This window comes from Fibrobacter sp., assembly GCF_017545445.1.
Taxonomy (GTDB): domain Bacteria; phylum Fibrobacterota; class Fibrobacteria; order Fibrobacterales; family Fibrobacteraceae; genus Fibrobacter.
In genome coordinates, this window is record NZ_JAFWOM010000011.1 from 45,541 (window position 1) to 61,662 (window position 16,122).

Consider the following 16,122-nt stretch of genomic DNA (forward strand, 5'->3'; position numbering starts at 1 on the left):
GTTTAAATCATTGAAAATTTGTATTTTCTCGCTATGAATAATATTCCAAAATCTCATTTGTTCTTGCTTGTATTTGTTCTCCTGACAACGCTTTGGTCTGTTATCGGAGTCAAAGATACTTACCTCACTTGGGTTCTTGAAGCGACACCCGCGATTGTCGGGCTGTTGGTTCTTGTGTTGACGTACAAAAGATTTAGGATGCCAACGTTTCTTTACGTGGTGATTGCGCTCCACATGGCGGTGCTTTTGATGGGGGCGCATTATTCGTATGCGAATGTTCCGCTTGGATTCTGGATGCAGGATTGGTTCGGCTGGACGCGTAACAACTACGATAAAATCGGGCATTTGATGCAAGGTGTCACGCCCGGGCTTGTGATGATTGAACTTTTGCGCCGCACGACTCCGATCAAGACAGCTGGCTGGACGGGGTTCTTGTCGGTGTGCGTGGCTGAGGCGATTTCGGCTTTGTACGAAATTATCGAATGGCTTGCATCGCTCAGCAATCCGACGGATACCGAAGCGTTTTTAGGAACGCAGGGCTACATTTGGGATACGCAGACGGATATGTTCATGTGCCTTATCGGGGCGACCATCGCGGTTATCATTCGCTTGAAAACTCTACGTTCTTCTGCATCAAATAACTTGCCTAATCTTTAGTTGAATTTAATTGCTTTGAAGAATTTCTATTATGATTTGCCCGAAATGCGGAAACGCCAACTTGAAACTATTATCAAACGAAGTCAAGGCGATATAAATGGCTTTACTTTTCTTGACAAAAATGATGAGCAGGATTTAGTTAAAGATTCTGATAGGTTCATTGAGTACAAAATTGCAAGGCCGAACCGTATCGAATGTATTTTGCTAATGATTTTTTTCATCGTAGCGTTAGTGTTTGTTATGGTTGAGGTATTTTTTGTTGATGGCATGAAGTCATTGTGGCCGATTTGGTTGGTGTCAAGTGCTGTTTATGCTTTTGCTATTTATACTTTTTCTAAAACAGTTTTTGCTGTGGAATGGTTTAAGGATAAATTTATTTTGAAAACTCTCTATGGCGAAAAGGAATTCTTGTTTAATGATTTTTTCCCTTGTCGTTGCGGTGAGGCAGGAAGAGATGGTTTCGGTGTTTATCTAAAAAAGGGAATGCAGACATTTGTTCTTCGTGAAAGGGCGTTTCCAGATGTTGTGAAAATGTTATGCCGAATTTACGGATGTTCAACGGATAAAATGATCAAAGCAAAAAATGCTGAATATATAACATACAAGCCCTTGGGATGCCGTTGTGGCATGTTAACCATTTGGGGGCAATGTATTATTGGACTTTTGTTGACTGTGCTTTGCCTTTTTATTGGAATAAATGGGAATGTCGATTCTGATTGGTTTTGTTGCCTATGTTTGGCTATCCTTTTTTGGGTCGAAGCCTATCGCAATTCAAAGGAAATTCTTGAAATCAGATGGTTCAATGATAAGTTTGTATTTTGCACCCGTTACGGAGAAAAAACTTTTTCGTTTGACAAATTGGGGCTGTGTAAAATGAAGTGCAATAACAATGGTTTCCGCATGTTCATTTTTAGAAAGAATGGAATATCTTTTGTTGTAGAAGAACACTATTTTCCACAAGTTGTAGAAAAGATGAACGTGCTTTATGGTCAATGAGTCACGTTGATTTTGATATTTTTACGATTCTATAAATAGCCTATTTTGTATAATAGGTGTATGGCAAATTTCTTTAGCAAATATTTTAGTGAAATTGCATTGTTGGCTACAGCGGTGCTGTGGGCTGGTTGCAATGTCGATAATGATTCTAAAAATGAAAAGTCGGTAAGCAACGCTTCGAATAGTTTCGGTGTAGCTGAAATATCCAAACCCGCTGAATCGCCTGATTCTGCTGCGTTACAGAATGTAACGGAAAAAAGCGATTCTCTTGCGGATGTGGTTTCTGAAGATTCTCTTGATGCAAATACGCAAACTGCCGTATTACAGGATTCTGCGAAACAACTTGAAGTGCAGCGGACCAAAGATAGCTTGATGAAGGCTTTTTTCCCGATTGAACGGACTCATAAGGAAAAAAGGAATCGGGGGCTTCGGCACGATATTGGATGCTTATTAAGGTATGACTCTTCTAAAAAAATTGAATCAGCTTGCGATTTCTTAAAAAATATTCGTACACAAGCTTTTGATTATGGTGTTGTTGCAAGATTTGGTCGTGACAACGATCGTTTTCTTAAAAATTTTCTTGATATTGTGTCTAGAGGGACTGTGAAAGTTCTTTATGAAAAGATTGAATCTGCGGATAAACGAATTCTTAATCAAGATATGCGTTCAAGAGTTGCAAATGAATTTCGACAAAGCCTCAATTTAAATTATATATACGGAAAATTCCTGAAGAAAAATTCAGCTAATACAATTGAAGGCGAAATCACTTTGAAGCTAACGATTGCTGCGGATGGAACCGTAAAAGAAACGTCGATAATGGAATCGACTACGGGTGTTAAAGAATTTGATGAAGAAATAAGAAACGCAGTAAGTCAATGGACATTCTCTAAGGTTAAATCTGGGAAGATTGTTGTTTATGTTCCCATTCATTTTTCTGAAAATGACAAAACCTCGTCGCAGCCTAAATAATCGAAAATTTTCATGTTTTTGCTTTGCTTCGTTCTTCTGACAACGATTTGGTTTGTTATCAGAGTCGCCTTAATCACTGCTAAATGTTATGCCCTTGGGTGTGTTTTCTTGAAGGCTTCGCGTAGGCGTTCGGCGTTGACGTGCGTATAGACTTGCGTGGTTGAGATGTTTGAATGTCCGAGCATCTCTTTGACGCTCATGATTTCGGCACCATTTTCGAGCAAGTGCGTGGCAAAGCTGTGTCGCAGCACGTGCGGGCTTGCCTTGCCCTCCCAGCCGATGCTGCGGAGCAAGTCGTGGATGTCGTTTCGCAATGTTCGCAGTCCGAAGGGTTTGCCTTCTTCGCTCAAGAATACAAGGCCTGTTACGGTGGGAATATGCCCTGCTTGTAATTGCATTTGTTTGTAATTCGCAATGCGCTTGATAAAGCTTTCTGTAATCGGTACGATGCGTTCTTTGTTGCCTTTGCCGAGCACGCGAACAAGCTTTGCACTTGTGTCGATACGGTCCCAGGTGAGGTTTTGGCATTCTGAGATGCGAAGTCCCGAACCGTAAATGAGTTCTAGCAAAAGACGTGCGCGGACTTGTGGCAAAGTTGGTTCTTGGGTTTCTTCGAGTTTGTCGAACTTGTTTTCGGCGAGGTCCTTTTGCCCGAGGACGTTGACGAGTCGCTTGGGGCGCTTGGGCATCGGGATGGCATCGGCGGGATTCTTGTCGAGAATTTTGGAGCGGACGAGGTATTTGCCGAAACTCTTGAGGGCGGCGAGGTGTTCGCAGATGCTTGTGGGAGCAAGCTTTTGCTTGATCTTCATATCCCACACAAAACCCTTAATGTTCATTTCTGAGAAAGATTCGAGGGGCGCTTGAGCCGCCGTGAGCGTGGCGAGGTATTTTTCAAGCGATTTCCGGTACGTGATGACCGTCCTTTCGGAATACCTGCGCTGTGTTTGCAGGTATATCAAGAAATTTTGGATGTATTCGTCTAAAAGCATTGTTTTTTACGGTTTCTGTGGAGAAAAATAAACATTTTTCCGGATGAAAAACAGCTTAAATGGACGTTGTTGGTGAAAATCGAGGACGAAAAGGGCGGAAAATGCCAAATTATGCTACTAAATTGGATTTTTCTAGGGGTTTGGTATCACATTTTTGTTATAAATTAATTGAAAAATAGGACTTTGCGGCAAAATGATGTTGAAATATGCTACCAAGTATCTCAAAGAAGTGGATTTGGTAGCATCAAATTCCTTGGTAATGTCATTTTTATTTCGTATAAAGTTGAAAAAATGCTACTAAACGAAAGAAAATGGTCGGTTTGGTAGCATTTTTGGGTAAAAATAAGCCTAAGGGCTCGCAAATTCTAGGTCTTATGCGTTTTTGGACGAAATACGTTTATTTTGGGGAGTCTGCCGAGAGAAAAAAATCTATTTTAGTGGTCACCAAATGTCTTTTTTGAAGAATTTTAATTTTTTTCGGATTTTTTTCGTTGCTTCTGCGTTTGCGACGGTGGCTTATGCTGCTGACCGCGTTGTGGGGGCGAATGCGACTCTTGATACTGAACCGGGGGCGCGTTCTGCGGCTTTGGGGTCGGCGACTTTAGCGGTCGAAGGCGATTATCTGGGCCTTTCGACGAATGCGTACCAGCTTTCGCAGGCGAAGTACATGTGGGCTTCGTTTTCGCATACGGCTTATTATGAAGATACCAAGTACGATTATGCGTCGATGGTGATTCCGCTTTTTAACAACCAAGGCCTTGGCGTTTCGTTCGCTAGGTTCGGTGCTGACGATATTCCTGACATCAAGGATGGTGAGCCGCTGCCCGAAGGTTCCAATTACAACACGCTTTCTTATGCAGACTGGGTGTTTTCTGTGGCGTGGGGCCGTCGCTTTTTAGACCGTTTGGACCTTGGACTTGCGTTCCATGTGCTGTATCGTGATATGGACCAGAGCGGTTGGGGGTTCCGTGGCGATGCGAGTGCGCGTTACCAGATTAAAGACGATTTTTACGTGGCGGGCCTCTTGAAAGGCTGGACCTCGTCGGCTGCATCCTGGGATTCTGGCGAATTTGAATATTCTGCTCCTGAATTTTACCTCGCGTTGAGCTATGGGCTGCCTGTGGCGTACCTCTATGGCAAGTTCAATTTCTACTGGCAGAGCGCAGGACTTTTCCATCACGATCACAGGGATTTGGATTTTGATGAAGATACGCATGGTGGCGAGCGCATTTGGGAAGATCCTTTGGATTGGCTGTCTGGCGGTCGCGGTGGTGTCGAGTTTGCGTTTGACTTTGGACTCAAGTTGCGGGTCGGCCTTAGCAGCTTTACGACGTTCAAAAGCGTGACGGCGGGTGCCGGTCTTACGATTATGAATTTCCTCGTCGTGGATTATGCGTTTGAATCGCATCCGGTGTTTTCTCCGGTACACCGCGTGAGCATTAGCTTTAGCCCGTACCTCTTTGGCCACAAGCCGAGAGAGAAGAGTCACCTGAGTCCGACTGCTGCATCGAAGAAACTTGTGACGGAGGACACAGAGGAATATGCGGTTGAAGAATCTGTAGTGGAAACGGTTCAAGAACAACCTGTGTCTGAGGCTGCTTCGCAAACGAAATCGGCTGTTGGTTCGACTCCGACGACGGCTCCTGCAACGGAACCTGCGAACGCTACACCTGCTGCTCCGGCTTCTGCGGAACCTACGACTCAAGTTTCTGCTCCGACCTCGTCTGCAACATCGGAACCGGCAGCTCCCGTCGAAAATCGCGCCGCTCCGGCATCGTCTGTAACGACACCGGCTCCCGCAAAGCCGATTATCGAAACCGACGACGAAATATTGGAATAGTTTAGTTTTTAGTCATTGGTCATTAGTCGTTAGGCCGTCGGCGTTGGTGGCTTACACGGAACTAATTGCTTTGTCATCCCGGCCTAAGGTCCCTGAGCTACGTCGAAGGGCCGGGACCAGCTTACACGGAACTAGTTGCAATACCTCATACCCCATACCCCGAAGGCACGCAGTGCCGAGCCCATACCCCAAACTTTCACTGGATGGGGCAAGCCCCAACCTCTTTGGCTCAATCATATCCATACAAGTATGGCTACGATGCTCGCCTTTTGAGGTTGTCCCTATGCTACGCTCCAGGATGACCGCACACTGCCTACTGTTTACTAACCACTAACCACCAACCACTTGCTTTAGCCCATACCCCAGTAGCGTGCAAAACGAGCGTCGCAAAAATATGGTTGACGCTTCGCGTCTATTTCTTCGGCTCACAAATAGAAAACATAAATGTTTTCTGCTTGCTTCGCCTTGTGAACTATTGCATATTTTTATGACCGAGTGCAGACGCAGACGCCGAAGGCGTCAAAGGGGCTCAAGCCCCGAGCCCATACCTCATACCCAAAATCCCTACATATTACACTAAAAATCTTCATTTTTTTGAGTATATTGCTCGTACAATAGCTTATATTTGTTTACATGACGCAGATATATACAAAAAATGTGGGTTTGTTCCTTGTTCTCCCAGCTCCTCTCAATCCGATAGGTGCGTTTGATGCAGAACGGTTCAAGTCAAATTTCCGTACCATCATGAGCTATGATGCTGGCTTCAGGTTTGTTGCTGTGGATCTGTCGGGACTTGACTTTGTCTATAGCGATGCCTACAATGCCTTTATGCAGTGCCATCAGGAACTGTCTAACAAGAACGGTGCGTTTGCGGTTCTTGCCGATAAGGAATCTCTATCGAATAGTTTGAAGAAGGTGGGGCTAGAACGATTTATCCGCATTTTTATGAGCGAATCGGATATGGCGGCATTTACGCCGATAGAAACGCCCAAAGATGCGGCTCCGTCAACTGCGGCTCCGTCGGTGGCTAATATACCGAAAAAGGATCCTCCGACAGCTCGTGTTGCGGTCGTGGAAAAAATCGATCCGTCTGTTTATGAAAAGCCTGTTGAAAAGCCTGCTCCACCAGTTGAACCGAAAGTTTTGGACAAAAACCCGCTTGAAGATGAAGAACCGTCTTCGAAGAGCACTGCTTTTGTCGTAATCGTTCTTTTGCTGATTGCGATTGCTGCAGCGACCTATTACCTCATGTAGTCGATGCCCGTAGATTTTCCGACAGAGATCCAACGTAAAAAAAGAAAAAATAACTTACAGCACAAGTTCCCGTTAGTAAGAATCGTTTTCTTTTTCATTCTGATAGTTGTTGCTTTCTCGAACGGCTGGTTTCGCAAGCTGGCCGATAAACTTCCGCTCCCCGGAAACGAGGAACCCGTTCTTCAGCGTGTTGAAGAGTGGATTGAAGGTTGCACGTCTTATGATGGAACCCCATTTGAACTCAAGGATGGCTATGTGCAGTGTTCGTGGGTGGTGAATGATTCGCTAGTCCTCCCGAATTCCTTTTTGCGCTATGTCAAAGGTTTAGCATCGGATGGGGCGAAAATTCATTGGGTCGCTCCCAAGAAGGATTTTGGCGAGGCGCTTCTTGTCGTTGTAGAAGATACGACTCGTAGTGTTTATTTGCACATGCCGCGTGAAGATTCTTCGAAGGTCTGGATTTCGAGCAAGACCGGCTGCCTTTTTCCGGGGCCGTGTCCGCATGTTCCGCTCGGATGGTCTGCGCTATCCATTGTCGATAACTTTGACTTCGAGGGTTTGGAACAATTGCTTTCAGCGGATGTCTTTAGAGGGCTAGGGGAGGCTCCGATTTACCCTGTGCTTCCGGGGGTTGTGCTGGAGGCGGGGCGCGATTCATTGGGAATGTTTGTCGAACTCAATCATGGCAATGGCGTGACTTCGCGTATGTTCGGCATTGGCTCGTGGAAAATGGCTCCTACCGTCGGAAAGATGCTTGATGTCAAGGATGCTGTGGGCCGCTTATCTCCGCAAGATAGCGCTTCGTTCTTCTTGACTTTGCGTCAAAATGGGTTGTTTGTGCGTTGGAAGGATTTCTACAAATTGACGCACCCAGTGGATTCCGCTCAAATTGCTATATTCAAGAAGCATTTGCCTTTTTGAGTGAGTCTGTATGAAGCGTGAATCCGCAATTTTTTTATTCTCGATTTTATTGTTCCCTTTGATGATGCTTTTCGCCGGCTGTACGCATGACGGCGATGGTCCGCTTGATGTGATGCCTGGCGGTGAGGCGGTAGAGGGTAATGGATTTTTCTTGGGGGCTGTGCTAGATTCGGGAAAGTCTGTCCACTTGATTTCGGATACGCTATATATTACGCTTTCTAAGATTTGGTCGTTTTCGAATTGTTCGCTTACGTCAATTGATTTGGATGAAAGTTACGAGGAATCTCAGCTTGTGATTTCTCCCCAAGTGAACATCAAGGTGAATACGGACGATTGTCCGGCGCCGATGTACCGCTCGGATACGACATTCAAAATGGTGCTTCCCGAAGATGTTCCTTCGGACTTGACGGATATAGTCGTGAAAAACGATACGGATTCGCTGATTACCTCCATCAAGCTTCGTCGCGGAAAGATTGTCACGGATACGTTCTACATTTTTGTAGATTCGGCTTTTGCAAAAATGGATTCACTCCCGTTGCGTACAAAGGATTCTCCTTCGGTTTTGCGGGTGCTGGATTCGATTACTCCGCAGAAGTTTTATTGGCGGACGCTCCGTGCGAATTGTACAAGGCGTGTGGATAAATGCAGCGATGTTGTTGCGGATACGCTTTTCCCAGACAACTGGCGCCTTGACGATACGGTGCTTGTTCCGGTGCATTATGCTTGCGCTTCGGCTGATTCTATGTATTGCCTTAAAGACAAGTGGGAATATGATACTACGGCTTTAGGCAAGGTCAATGTGCGTTTGGATACGGTTTGGCATACGAATTTGTACTATATCGAAAAAATTCCAAAGTGCGCATGGGTGGAAACATTCAGATATTCCGGTTTTGTGTTTGGTGAAAAGATGACATTTTGGCGTTCTATGTTCGTGCCGGACGATAATGAAATTTCTTGTGGACCTTCGACGAAGATAGATTGGTTTGTTTATAATCTTTCGTCAAATTTCCTTGTTCTTGAAAACGATGATGAAGAGGACGAATCAAAGTTTGTAGATAGTTTATTCGGTATATGGAAGTCGGCGACGGTTGCACGCGATACTGTTGTGATTGATACGGTTGTGCAAGATTCCGTTGCCCGCGATACCGTTAAAGCCGATTCGCTTCATGATGATAAGAAGGTCTCGAAATGATTGAATATTCCTTTGCTGCTGAAATCCCTGAAGAAGACAAACCGATAATTCTCGAAAGTCGAATTTATAAGCAATGGCTCGAGGCTTCCGAAAAAAAATTCACGATTACGAAGGTGCATTTCGCTTCGGTCGATTATTTTAGTAAACGCCATGTTCCGCTGTTTATCAAATTGAATGCGACAGCTTTTTTGCCAGATGGCAAGCCGGTGCACGGGATTGTGCTTGTGCGCGGGCATGCCGTGGGCGTGCTTGTCGTGCTTTATTGCGAAGGCAAGCGTTACTTGCTTTTGGTGCGTCAACCGCGATTCGCCATTTCGGAGACGGCGTCGCTTGAAATTCCGGCGGGGATTCTGGACTGGTCGGGCGATTTCCGCAAGGTGGCGCTTTCGGAGCTTGAAGAAGAAGCGCAAATCAAGGCCGACGATTCTGAACTTATCGACTTGATGGATTTTTGGTACAAGGGCGCGAGCGATGGCTTTGCCGGAAGCTGCGGGCTTTTGGACGAGCGCATCCGCCTTTACGCTATTGAGCGCCATGTGACTCGAAAAGAACTCGATGCGATGGATGGCAAGAACCAGACTTACACTGACGAAAACGAGTGGATTCGTACGGAAGTATTGCCCTACGAAGAAGCTGCTCACCAGTTCATCGACGGAAAGAATTTGATCGCACTCTTCCTCTACGAGCGCTGGCTGGAATCTAGACGAGAGAATGCTCGCTAGGCTGCTGAGCGTGCCGTAGCGCCGGGGGGTGTTTTCCTGACTCCATCTGAGCCAGGCGTTGCGGGCTGGCGTTTGAAGCCCGCAAGAAGGGGTAGCGGATGCCCGTAGGGCAGAAGCGAGGGGAAGGCTTTCCCCTAACCCCAATCACCGCTTATAGCTCCAAACCTTTAATAACTAATGTCCATTGACCAAAGACCAATGACCAATAGCTAAAAAAATTATTTTTCGTGCATGAAACGATTGTTTTTTGCTTTCTCAATTCTGTTATTGCTTGCTGCGGATGCTTTGGCTACATACGTAGCTGTGCTTGAAACGGGAGTCGATGGTGCCGCCAAGGAAAATGTCTCGCTTTCGGATCGCCAGTACCTAACAAACGTATTGCGTGAACAAGCCGTCAAGGAACTCCCTGCGGTGCAGAACTACACCATCATGACGCGAGAGAACATCCAGCAGATGCTCCCGCCGGGTAAAGCGATTGAAGATTGCGAAGGCAGTTGCCTAGTGGAAACCGGCAAGAACATTTCTGCCGACTATATTTGCCAGGCCCGCGTGGGGAGTTTCGGTTCGTCGCTTACGCTTTCTGCCGAACTTTACGAAACGGCGGGCAACAAGCTCATTGCAAGTTTCAATGGACGCGGACAGAACGTCGAAGAACTTTTGGATTTGATCAAGCAGAAAGCTCCCGAATTTTTCCGCGGTGTGAAAGGTAGCGGATTTGCTGGAGTTGGCGGTTTTGGTTCCATTAGCGAAGCGGGTTCGTTTAGCTATGCCGGCAAAAAGAAGTTTATCGTGGAAATCGTTTCGAATCCGGCTGGGGCTGTGCCTACGGTTGATGGAAAAGCTATTCCCAAGTGCTTGAGCACGCCGTGCAAAGTCCAGATCGAAGAAGGTGAACATCGCTTTGTGGCAACGTTTGATGGTTACGAAGATGCCGAAAAAGTTGAAAGTGTCAAAAGCAATAATCAAAAAATAGAACTTACGCTTTCGTCGAACGTTGGCTGGCTTGAAATGAAGCCGGTCATGAATGAAGCCGCAAATCGCGGTGTGCTAAATGTGACCGTCGATGGTGTCCGTAAAGATGATTCCCGAATTGAACTGGAGGCAGGGTTCCATGATGTGAGGGTGACGCATCCCTGCTATGATCCGGTTGAATTCCGCGTGTCCATTGCGAAAAACAAAACGGAGACGTTCGATAAGGAACTTGTTCGCGGTAAGGGCGGTCTAGAACTTAATGTGGAATACAAAGGTGAACCTCAGGCGGTGCTTGTTATCATTGATGGAGAAGACGCTGGCAGTACACCTTACGCTGGAGAAGTGCCTCTGTGCGCAGACGTGATGCTCCAGGGGAACGGCTGGACCGAAAAAGTGAATGTGCAGCCCAAGTGGCATGAAGTTGTGCAGGTGACGCATAAGCTCATGCATTCGCCGGAAGCTGTTGCAATGTCTGTTGATGCGACTGAGGCCAAAGCCAAAGTTGCTTACGATGAACTTGATGGAAAAAAATCGAACCAGGCGAAGGCCGACCAAGCGGCAAGCGACGTTCAAAAGGATAAAGGCGGAAAGAAAATCCATTGGGTGCCGATAGCGATTTCTGGCGGTGTTGCGGTCATTGGTGCTGCCATGGCGTTAGTGTTTGACAAAAAGGCTAAAGACGCCACAGCGACTCCTCCGGCGAACCAAGTGGAATTCCAGACGGGGCATGACAATGCCCAAAAGTACCAAACCTTCCGCAATATTTCGTTGGGTGTGGTTTTGGGCGGACTTGTCGGTGTTGGTCTTACATTCCTTTTTTAGTGGGTGCTAGTCTTATGAAAAAGATTCTTTTGCTTTTATCTGTCGCTGCAATGTGGGGATGTACCGATTACGTAAGCCAATGGGACGACAAGTATGCCGCCGCTTTTGCAGGAGGCACTCCTGTGCAAGAACAAGTTTGTGTGGACGGAACGCAAACGTCGGTTAGAGAGGGGGATTGTACTACATATTTTATTTGTAGTAACAACGAATGGGCTCAATTAAATACTGCTTGCGATGCCCAACCGCAGAGAATGTGTGAAGAAGGTGCCATTACAACATCGAGCGATGGGGTATGTACTATAAGTTTTATCTGTACTAACAATACCGCGGTTCCTCTGAGTACGTCTTGCACGAGCACGTCTCCTGTTACAACTACTTCTTCGTCTAAAGTTGTGAAAAGTTCATCGTCCAGAACTGTTACCGCAAAATCAAGTTCCTCAAAAATTACAGTTCTTGATGAAACAACTTATACGGAAGTGACGGGTACTGTAAAGTGCCCCAAAGCAATGTTCTGCGCAGCATCATATGATATTCGAGTTGAAACGGGCAAAGATGACGGCTCTGATTCATACGGGTATTGGTTTGCGTATGATGATTACAGTAATGGCGGTAGTTCTTATTTCACGTGGCCTTATGGTAACGATGATGGGATGAGGTCGTTTGCTGAATTATCCGTGGAATCGGCTGGAGCGATTGTAGGCACAGCCACAATAGATGACAGTGGTGATATGAGTGTTGGATATCTTGGACTTGGGTTTAACGTCGGTGGGGAGTTGCTAAAGGGCTATGATATTTCTTCATGGAAGGGATTGTGCATCATTTATAAGGCGAATGCGTATATGGGACTAGAACTTCATCCTGCCAATGAAGCGACTGTGACTAAGTATGACAACCCAATTGCGACTCTTTATAAACCTGCTAAAACGACAGCTGCTTATATTGTGGATATTCCCTGGAGTGAATTTGAACAGGCTGGATGGGGAAAATATGTTTCTCTCTCTACCGTGATAACGTCAACGGCATCGATTTCATTTAGGTTCACGAACAATACGTCATTTTCTATTTACGCAATAGGTAAATACGGAACCTGTAAGTGATTCTAGTTGTTAGTTCCTGGTCTTTTGTCATTAGTGGTTTATGAGACCAGGAAAGACTAACGATTAGAAAATCGTATTGTTGATGGTTAGTCCTGCGAAGAACAGGATGAGATAGCCGTACCAAAGGCCAGTCGGCACGTAGTTCCAAATACGTTTGTATTTATTCGGCTCATCCTTGTTCTTATCCTTGATGCGGATAATGTTTTTTTTGAGATAAAAACCGCAGAGTGCAAGACCTGCGATGCTAACGAGAATGAGAAGTACATATGCCATGCCATAAATATAGCATTTTTTATACGAGCCGGAAATGAACTCAGGTCTAAAACAATCTGGTTTAACAAAGTCAGTGATGCTCTCTGTTCATTTTTTTTTGCATAAACATAAAAATGGATATTTTGTATATTGGGATAAAGGTGTTTTTATGCATAAACGATTTTCTCTGTTATTGCTGATATGTGCTTTTTTATTCGCTAGCGGTTTTGCGAGCGTTTCGTCTAATGGAAAAATTGCAAAAAATTACGGTTCCATGAAGGATCCGCGTGACGGTCAAATTTACAAGACCGTCCAAATTGGCGATCAAGTGTGGATGGCGGAAAACCTGAATTACGAAACGCGTGATGCAGTTTACAGTATTGATTCTGATTTTTCTGGTTTTTTGACGAATGGATCGCATAAATCTAAGAATATACGTAATAAAAGGTCTAAAAAAGTTACGCTTAAATCAGAGACTAGCTATTGTTATGATAATCGTACTACCAACTGCTTGCGGTACGGACGCCTTTATCCTTGGAGTACTGCTGTGGAGGCTTGCCCTGTGGGGTGGCATTTGCCGGATACTACAGAGTGGAACACTTTGTTTGCAACAGTCGGTGGAATCGAATCTGCTGGAAAGGTACTTAAATTTACAGAAGGTTGGCGGAATGGAGGAAATGGGACAGATGAATATGGATTCTCTGCACTTCCTGTTGGCTTTAGGTATGAATTAGATTCTCAAAGTCCCCCCAATGAATATGCCTCCTTTTGGAGCTCTACGGATGATCCCGAAAAAGGTGCGTATGGAATGTTTTTGAATTATTATAACAATGGTGCAAAATTAGGATTTGATTCGTATGCCATTGCGCGATCAGTCCGTTGCTTAAAGGGTGTTAAGTTGTCTTCAAGTTCTTCCGCTATGGCAACGTCTTCTTCGTCTTCGCAAGAAACGAGCGTTGATGCTGATGTATCTGTAGTCACGGAATCTGGAACTATGGTTGATTCTCGTGACGGGCGAACTTACAAGACGTTAAAGGTTGGTTCTTGGACTTGGATGGCTGAAAATTTGAAGTATAAAACGTCCGATAGTTATTGCTTTGGCGATAAAGCCGAAAATTGCGAAAAATATGGACGACTCTACACATCGGATGCGATGAGGGATTCTTCTTCTTTAAATGCGGAACAAGGTTTGTGCCCTGTGGGTTGGCATTTGCCATCTCAATGGGAGTGGGAACGATTAATTGATGCCGTAGGAGGGGATTCTTTGGCGGGCAAGCGCCTTAAAAAAACGATGGGATGGTTTGGGGATAGTGCCAAAGCCGATGATGATGTGGGTTTCTCTGTGCTTCCTGCTGGCATCAGGTTCAGTGATGGAAGCTATAGCCGTGAAGGCTTATATTCTTTGTTCTGGATATCTGCTACAAATGGAGTATTTTTCAACTACTATAGCCCTAGAACAAAAATGATAGTGGAATTGTCAAAAGTTGGAGCGTCGGTGCGTTGCATCAAAGATATTGCTATAGGGACGCTCGTGGATCATCGTGATGGACAAACTTATAAGACGGTGAAGATTGGCAAGCAGAACTGGATGGCTGAAAATTTGAGATTCAAATCGCCGAATAGTTTTTGCTATAACAATGCGGATAGCAACTGTACCAAATACGGACGCCTTTATTTGTGGACGGCTGCGTTAGATAGCGTTCGCTTGTATAAAGATGATGATGAAGATTGCGGCTATTGCAAACCTTGTCCTCCGAAGTTCCCGTTACGTGGCGTTTGCCCTAAGGGGTGGCATATACCAACGGAAACAGAATGGATGACTTTATTGGAAACGGTAGAGAAAGGAACGTCATCAGGGGTGGCTTTGAAGTCTACGACCGGTTGGAAACGGTGCGATTATGGTCATCACTTTTTTGATAGAACTTGTAAACCTGGTGGGAATGGTTATGATTATTTTGGATTTTCTGCAGTTCCTGCGGGACGATGGAATAAGGATGGCGGCAAGGGTATAGGTGAATCGGCAATGTTCTGGAGCTCTACGGGTTACTACAAGAGTGCTCCGAACTATATGAGTCTTAGTGCAGAAAAGGAAAAAGCCGATGTTAGTTACTGTTCCGGGAGCGATTATAAAAATGATGGATTATCGGTCCGCTGCATTCAGGATGAAGTTGAAAGCGCAGACCTCGGCGCACTCCAAACGAAAGAAGAAAAACGAGAGAGTAAACCATCAGCTCAACCAACGGTAGCAAAAAATGATGGTCGCGGAATAAATTATGGAACACTCAAAGATTCCCGTGACGGACAAACGTATAGGACCGTGACGATTGGGGAACAGACCTGGATGGCGGAAAATCTCAAGTATAAAACACAATTCAGTACTTGTCATAAAGACCCGGATAGTTGTGCAAAATATGGTCGCCTTTATGAATGGGGCGAGGCGTATAACGCTTGCCCTGCGGATTGGCATTTGCCGACTGAAGATGAATGGAATACCTTGTTTGCAACGCTTGGGGTGGAACGTCGAAAGTATGATGGATTCATAGGGGCGGGAGAAAAGCTCAAGTCCAAAGAGGGCTGGCTTGGCAATGGAAACGGTACGGATGAATATGGTTTTTCTGCATTGCCCGCGGGTCAATCCAATTATTATTCTGAGGTATTTAATAGACCGAATACTCATAAGGGTGTGGGAACGAGCGCTTATTTTTGGTCTGTTGATGTGGATCCCAGTTTCAGTAATTCCTTTTTAACGATGGAAAGTGGTACCAAACGTGCTTTTTATATGTCTGGAAGTGATCGCAATGCAATCTCTGTTCGTTGCATAAAGAATAAGCCTCTGCAAAATAAAACCTATTCTGCAATGGTTCCTGTGTCGAGCGTCGTTAAGGATTCTCTTATTGACGATCGTGATGGTCAAGTTTACAAAACCGTAAAAATTGGTTCACAGACTTGGATGGCTCAAAACCTGAACTATGAAACAAATGACAGCCGTTGCTACAAAAATGATTACCACAACTGCTCTAAATATGGCCGTTTTTACACATGGAATGATGCTGTGAAAGCGTGCCCTGCAGGCTGGCATCTGCCTGATACAACCGAATGGAATACTTTATTTGCTTCAGTGGGTGGACGCCTTACGGCCAGTAAATTTTTGAAATCTAAAAGCGGTTGGGAAACATGCAAAAACTGGTGCTGGGCGAATGGTAATGGCTCAGATGATTATGGTTTTTCAGTACTTCCTGTTGATGGTTGGGGTTATAATCACGAATTTGGTTCCGAAGGAAGAAAGGCTGAATTCTGGACTGCTTCAGTAAAAGATCGTGATGCGTATTACATATACCTAGTGGCATCCTATAGCTATACGATTTACTTTAACAGAAATTTCAATTACTATGGGCGTTCAGTCCGTTGCGTTAAAGATTCTGATTAGATAGGTGTG

General features: G+C 45.1%; 13 protein-coding genes. 11 read left to right on the forward strand and 2 right to left on the reverse strand.

Going from position 1 to position 16,122, the window contains the following annotated elements:
* Nucleotides 1-33: 33 nt before the first annotated feature.
* Genes IKG78_RS01190 through IKG78_RS01200 form a run of 3 tightly spaced genes read left to right on the forward strand, consistent with a single transcriptional unit; the run spans nucleotide 34 to nucleotide 2,622 of the window.
* The gene (locus IKG78_RS01190; protein WP_290938294.1) at nucleotides 34-657 is read left to right on the forward strand and encodes a DUF2238 domain-containing protein; all 624 of its coding nucleotides are present in this window, start codon (nucleotides 34-36) and stop codon (nucleotides 655-657) included.
* Nucleotides 658-672: 15 nt separating this feature from the next.
* Nucleotides 673-1,653 carry a hypothetical protein gene (locus tag IKG78_RS01195; protein WP_290938296.1) on the forward strand — a complete coding sequence of 327 codons (981 nt, stop codon included), beginning with the start codon at nucleotides 673-675 and terminating at the stop codon, nucleotides 1,651-1,653.
* A 60-nt stretch (nucleotides 1,654-1,713) separates the two neighbouring features.
* The gene (locus IKG78_RS01200) at nucleotides 1,714-2,622 is read left to right on the forward strand and encodes a TonB family protein (protein WP_290938299.1); all 909 of its coding nucleotides are present in this window, start codon (nucleotides 1,714-1,716) and stop codon (nucleotides 2,620-2,622) included.
* 86 nt (nucleotides 2,623-2,708) lie between these two features.
* Here the strand turns inward: IKG78_RS01200 and IKG78_RS01205 are convergent, their stop codons facing one another.
* Complete coding sequence (locus IKG78_RS01205; RefSeq protein WP_290938301.1) at nucleotides 2,709-3,614, reverse strand: tyrosine-type recombinase/integrase; 906 nt, start codon at nucleotides 3,612-3,614, stop codon at nucleotides 2,709-2,711.
* Nucleotides 3,615-4,062: 448 nt separating this feature from the next.
* Here IKG78_RS01205 and IKG78_RS01210 point away from each other — a divergent pair, with 448 nt between their 5' ends.
* From IKG78_RS01210 to IKG78_RS01240, 7 genes are all read left to right on the forward strand, one after another.
* Nucleotides 4,063-5,454 (forward strand): hypothetical protein, encoded by a 1,392-nt coding sequence (locus IKG78_RS01210; protein ID WP_290938303.1) that lies wholly within the window; start codon nucleotides 4,063-4,065, stop codon nucleotides 5,452-5,454.
* Between the two features lie 633 nt (nucleotides 5,455-6,087).
* On the forward strand, nucleotides 6,088-6,708 hold the full coding sequence (locus tag IKG78_RS01215) for an STAS domain-containing protein (RefSeq protein ID WP_290938305.1): 621 nt from the start codon (nucleotides 6,088-6,090) through the stop codon (nucleotides 6,706-6,708).
* 3 nt (nucleotides 6,709-6,711) lie between these two features.
* Nucleotides 6,712-7,629, forward strand: a complete 918-nt coding sequence (locus tag IKG78_RS01220) for a peptidase M23 (RefSeq protein WP_290938307.1) — start codon at nucleotides 6,712-6,714, stop codon at nucleotides 7,627-7,629.
* 10 nt (nucleotides 7,630-7,639) lie between these two features.
* Nucleotides 7,640-8,821: a hypothetical protein gene (locus IKG78_RS01225; protein WP_290938309.1), complete on the forward strand. Its 1,182-nt coding sequence runs from the start codon at nucleotides 7,640-7,642 to the stop codon at nucleotides 8,819-8,821.
* Nucleotides 8,818-9,543, forward strand: a complete 726-nt coding sequence (locus tag IKG78_RS01230; protein WP_290938310.1) for an NUDIX domain-containing protein — start codon at nucleotides 8,818-8,820, stop codon at nucleotides 9,541-9,543. Before IKG78_RS01225 ends, IKG78_RS01230 begins: the two co-directional genes overlap by 4 nt.
* 231 nt (nucleotides 9,544-9,774) lie before the next feature.
* The gene (locus tag IKG78_RS01235; protein WP_290938312.1) at nucleotides 9,775-11,337 is read left to right on the forward strand and encodes a PEGA domain-containing protein; all 1,563 of its coding nucleotides are present in this window, start codon (nucleotides 9,775-9,777) and stop codon (nucleotides 11,335-11,337) included.
* Nucleotides 11,338-11,366: 29 nt separating this feature from the next.
* Nucleotides 11,367-12,434, forward strand: a complete 1,068-nt coding sequence (locus tag IKG78_RS01240; protein ID WP_290938315.1) for a hypothetical protein — start codon at nucleotides 11,367-11,369, stop codon at nucleotides 12,432-12,434.
* A gap of 63 nt (nucleotides 12,435-12,497) precedes the next feature.
* Here IKG78_RS01240 and IKG78_RS01245 read toward each other — a convergent pair whose 3' ends face one another.
* Nucleotides 12,498-12,707: a hypothetical protein gene (locus IKG78_RS01245; protein ID WP_290938317.1), complete on the reverse strand. Its 210-nt coding sequence runs from the start codon at nucleotides 12,705-12,707 to the stop codon at nucleotides 12,498-12,500.
* A 148-nt stretch (nucleotides 12,708-12,855) separates the two neighbouring features.
* Here IKG78_RS01245 and IKG78_RS01250 point away from each other — a divergent pair, with 148 nt between their 5' ends.
* On the forward strand, nucleotides 12,856-16,113 hold the full coding sequence (locus tag IKG78_RS01250) for a fibrobacter succinogenes major paralogous domain-containing protein (protein ID WP_290938319.1): 3,258 nt from the start codon (nucleotides 12,856-12,858) through the stop codon (nucleotides 16,111-16,113).
* The last annotated feature ends 9 nt before the right edge of the window (nucleotides 16,114-16,122 follow it).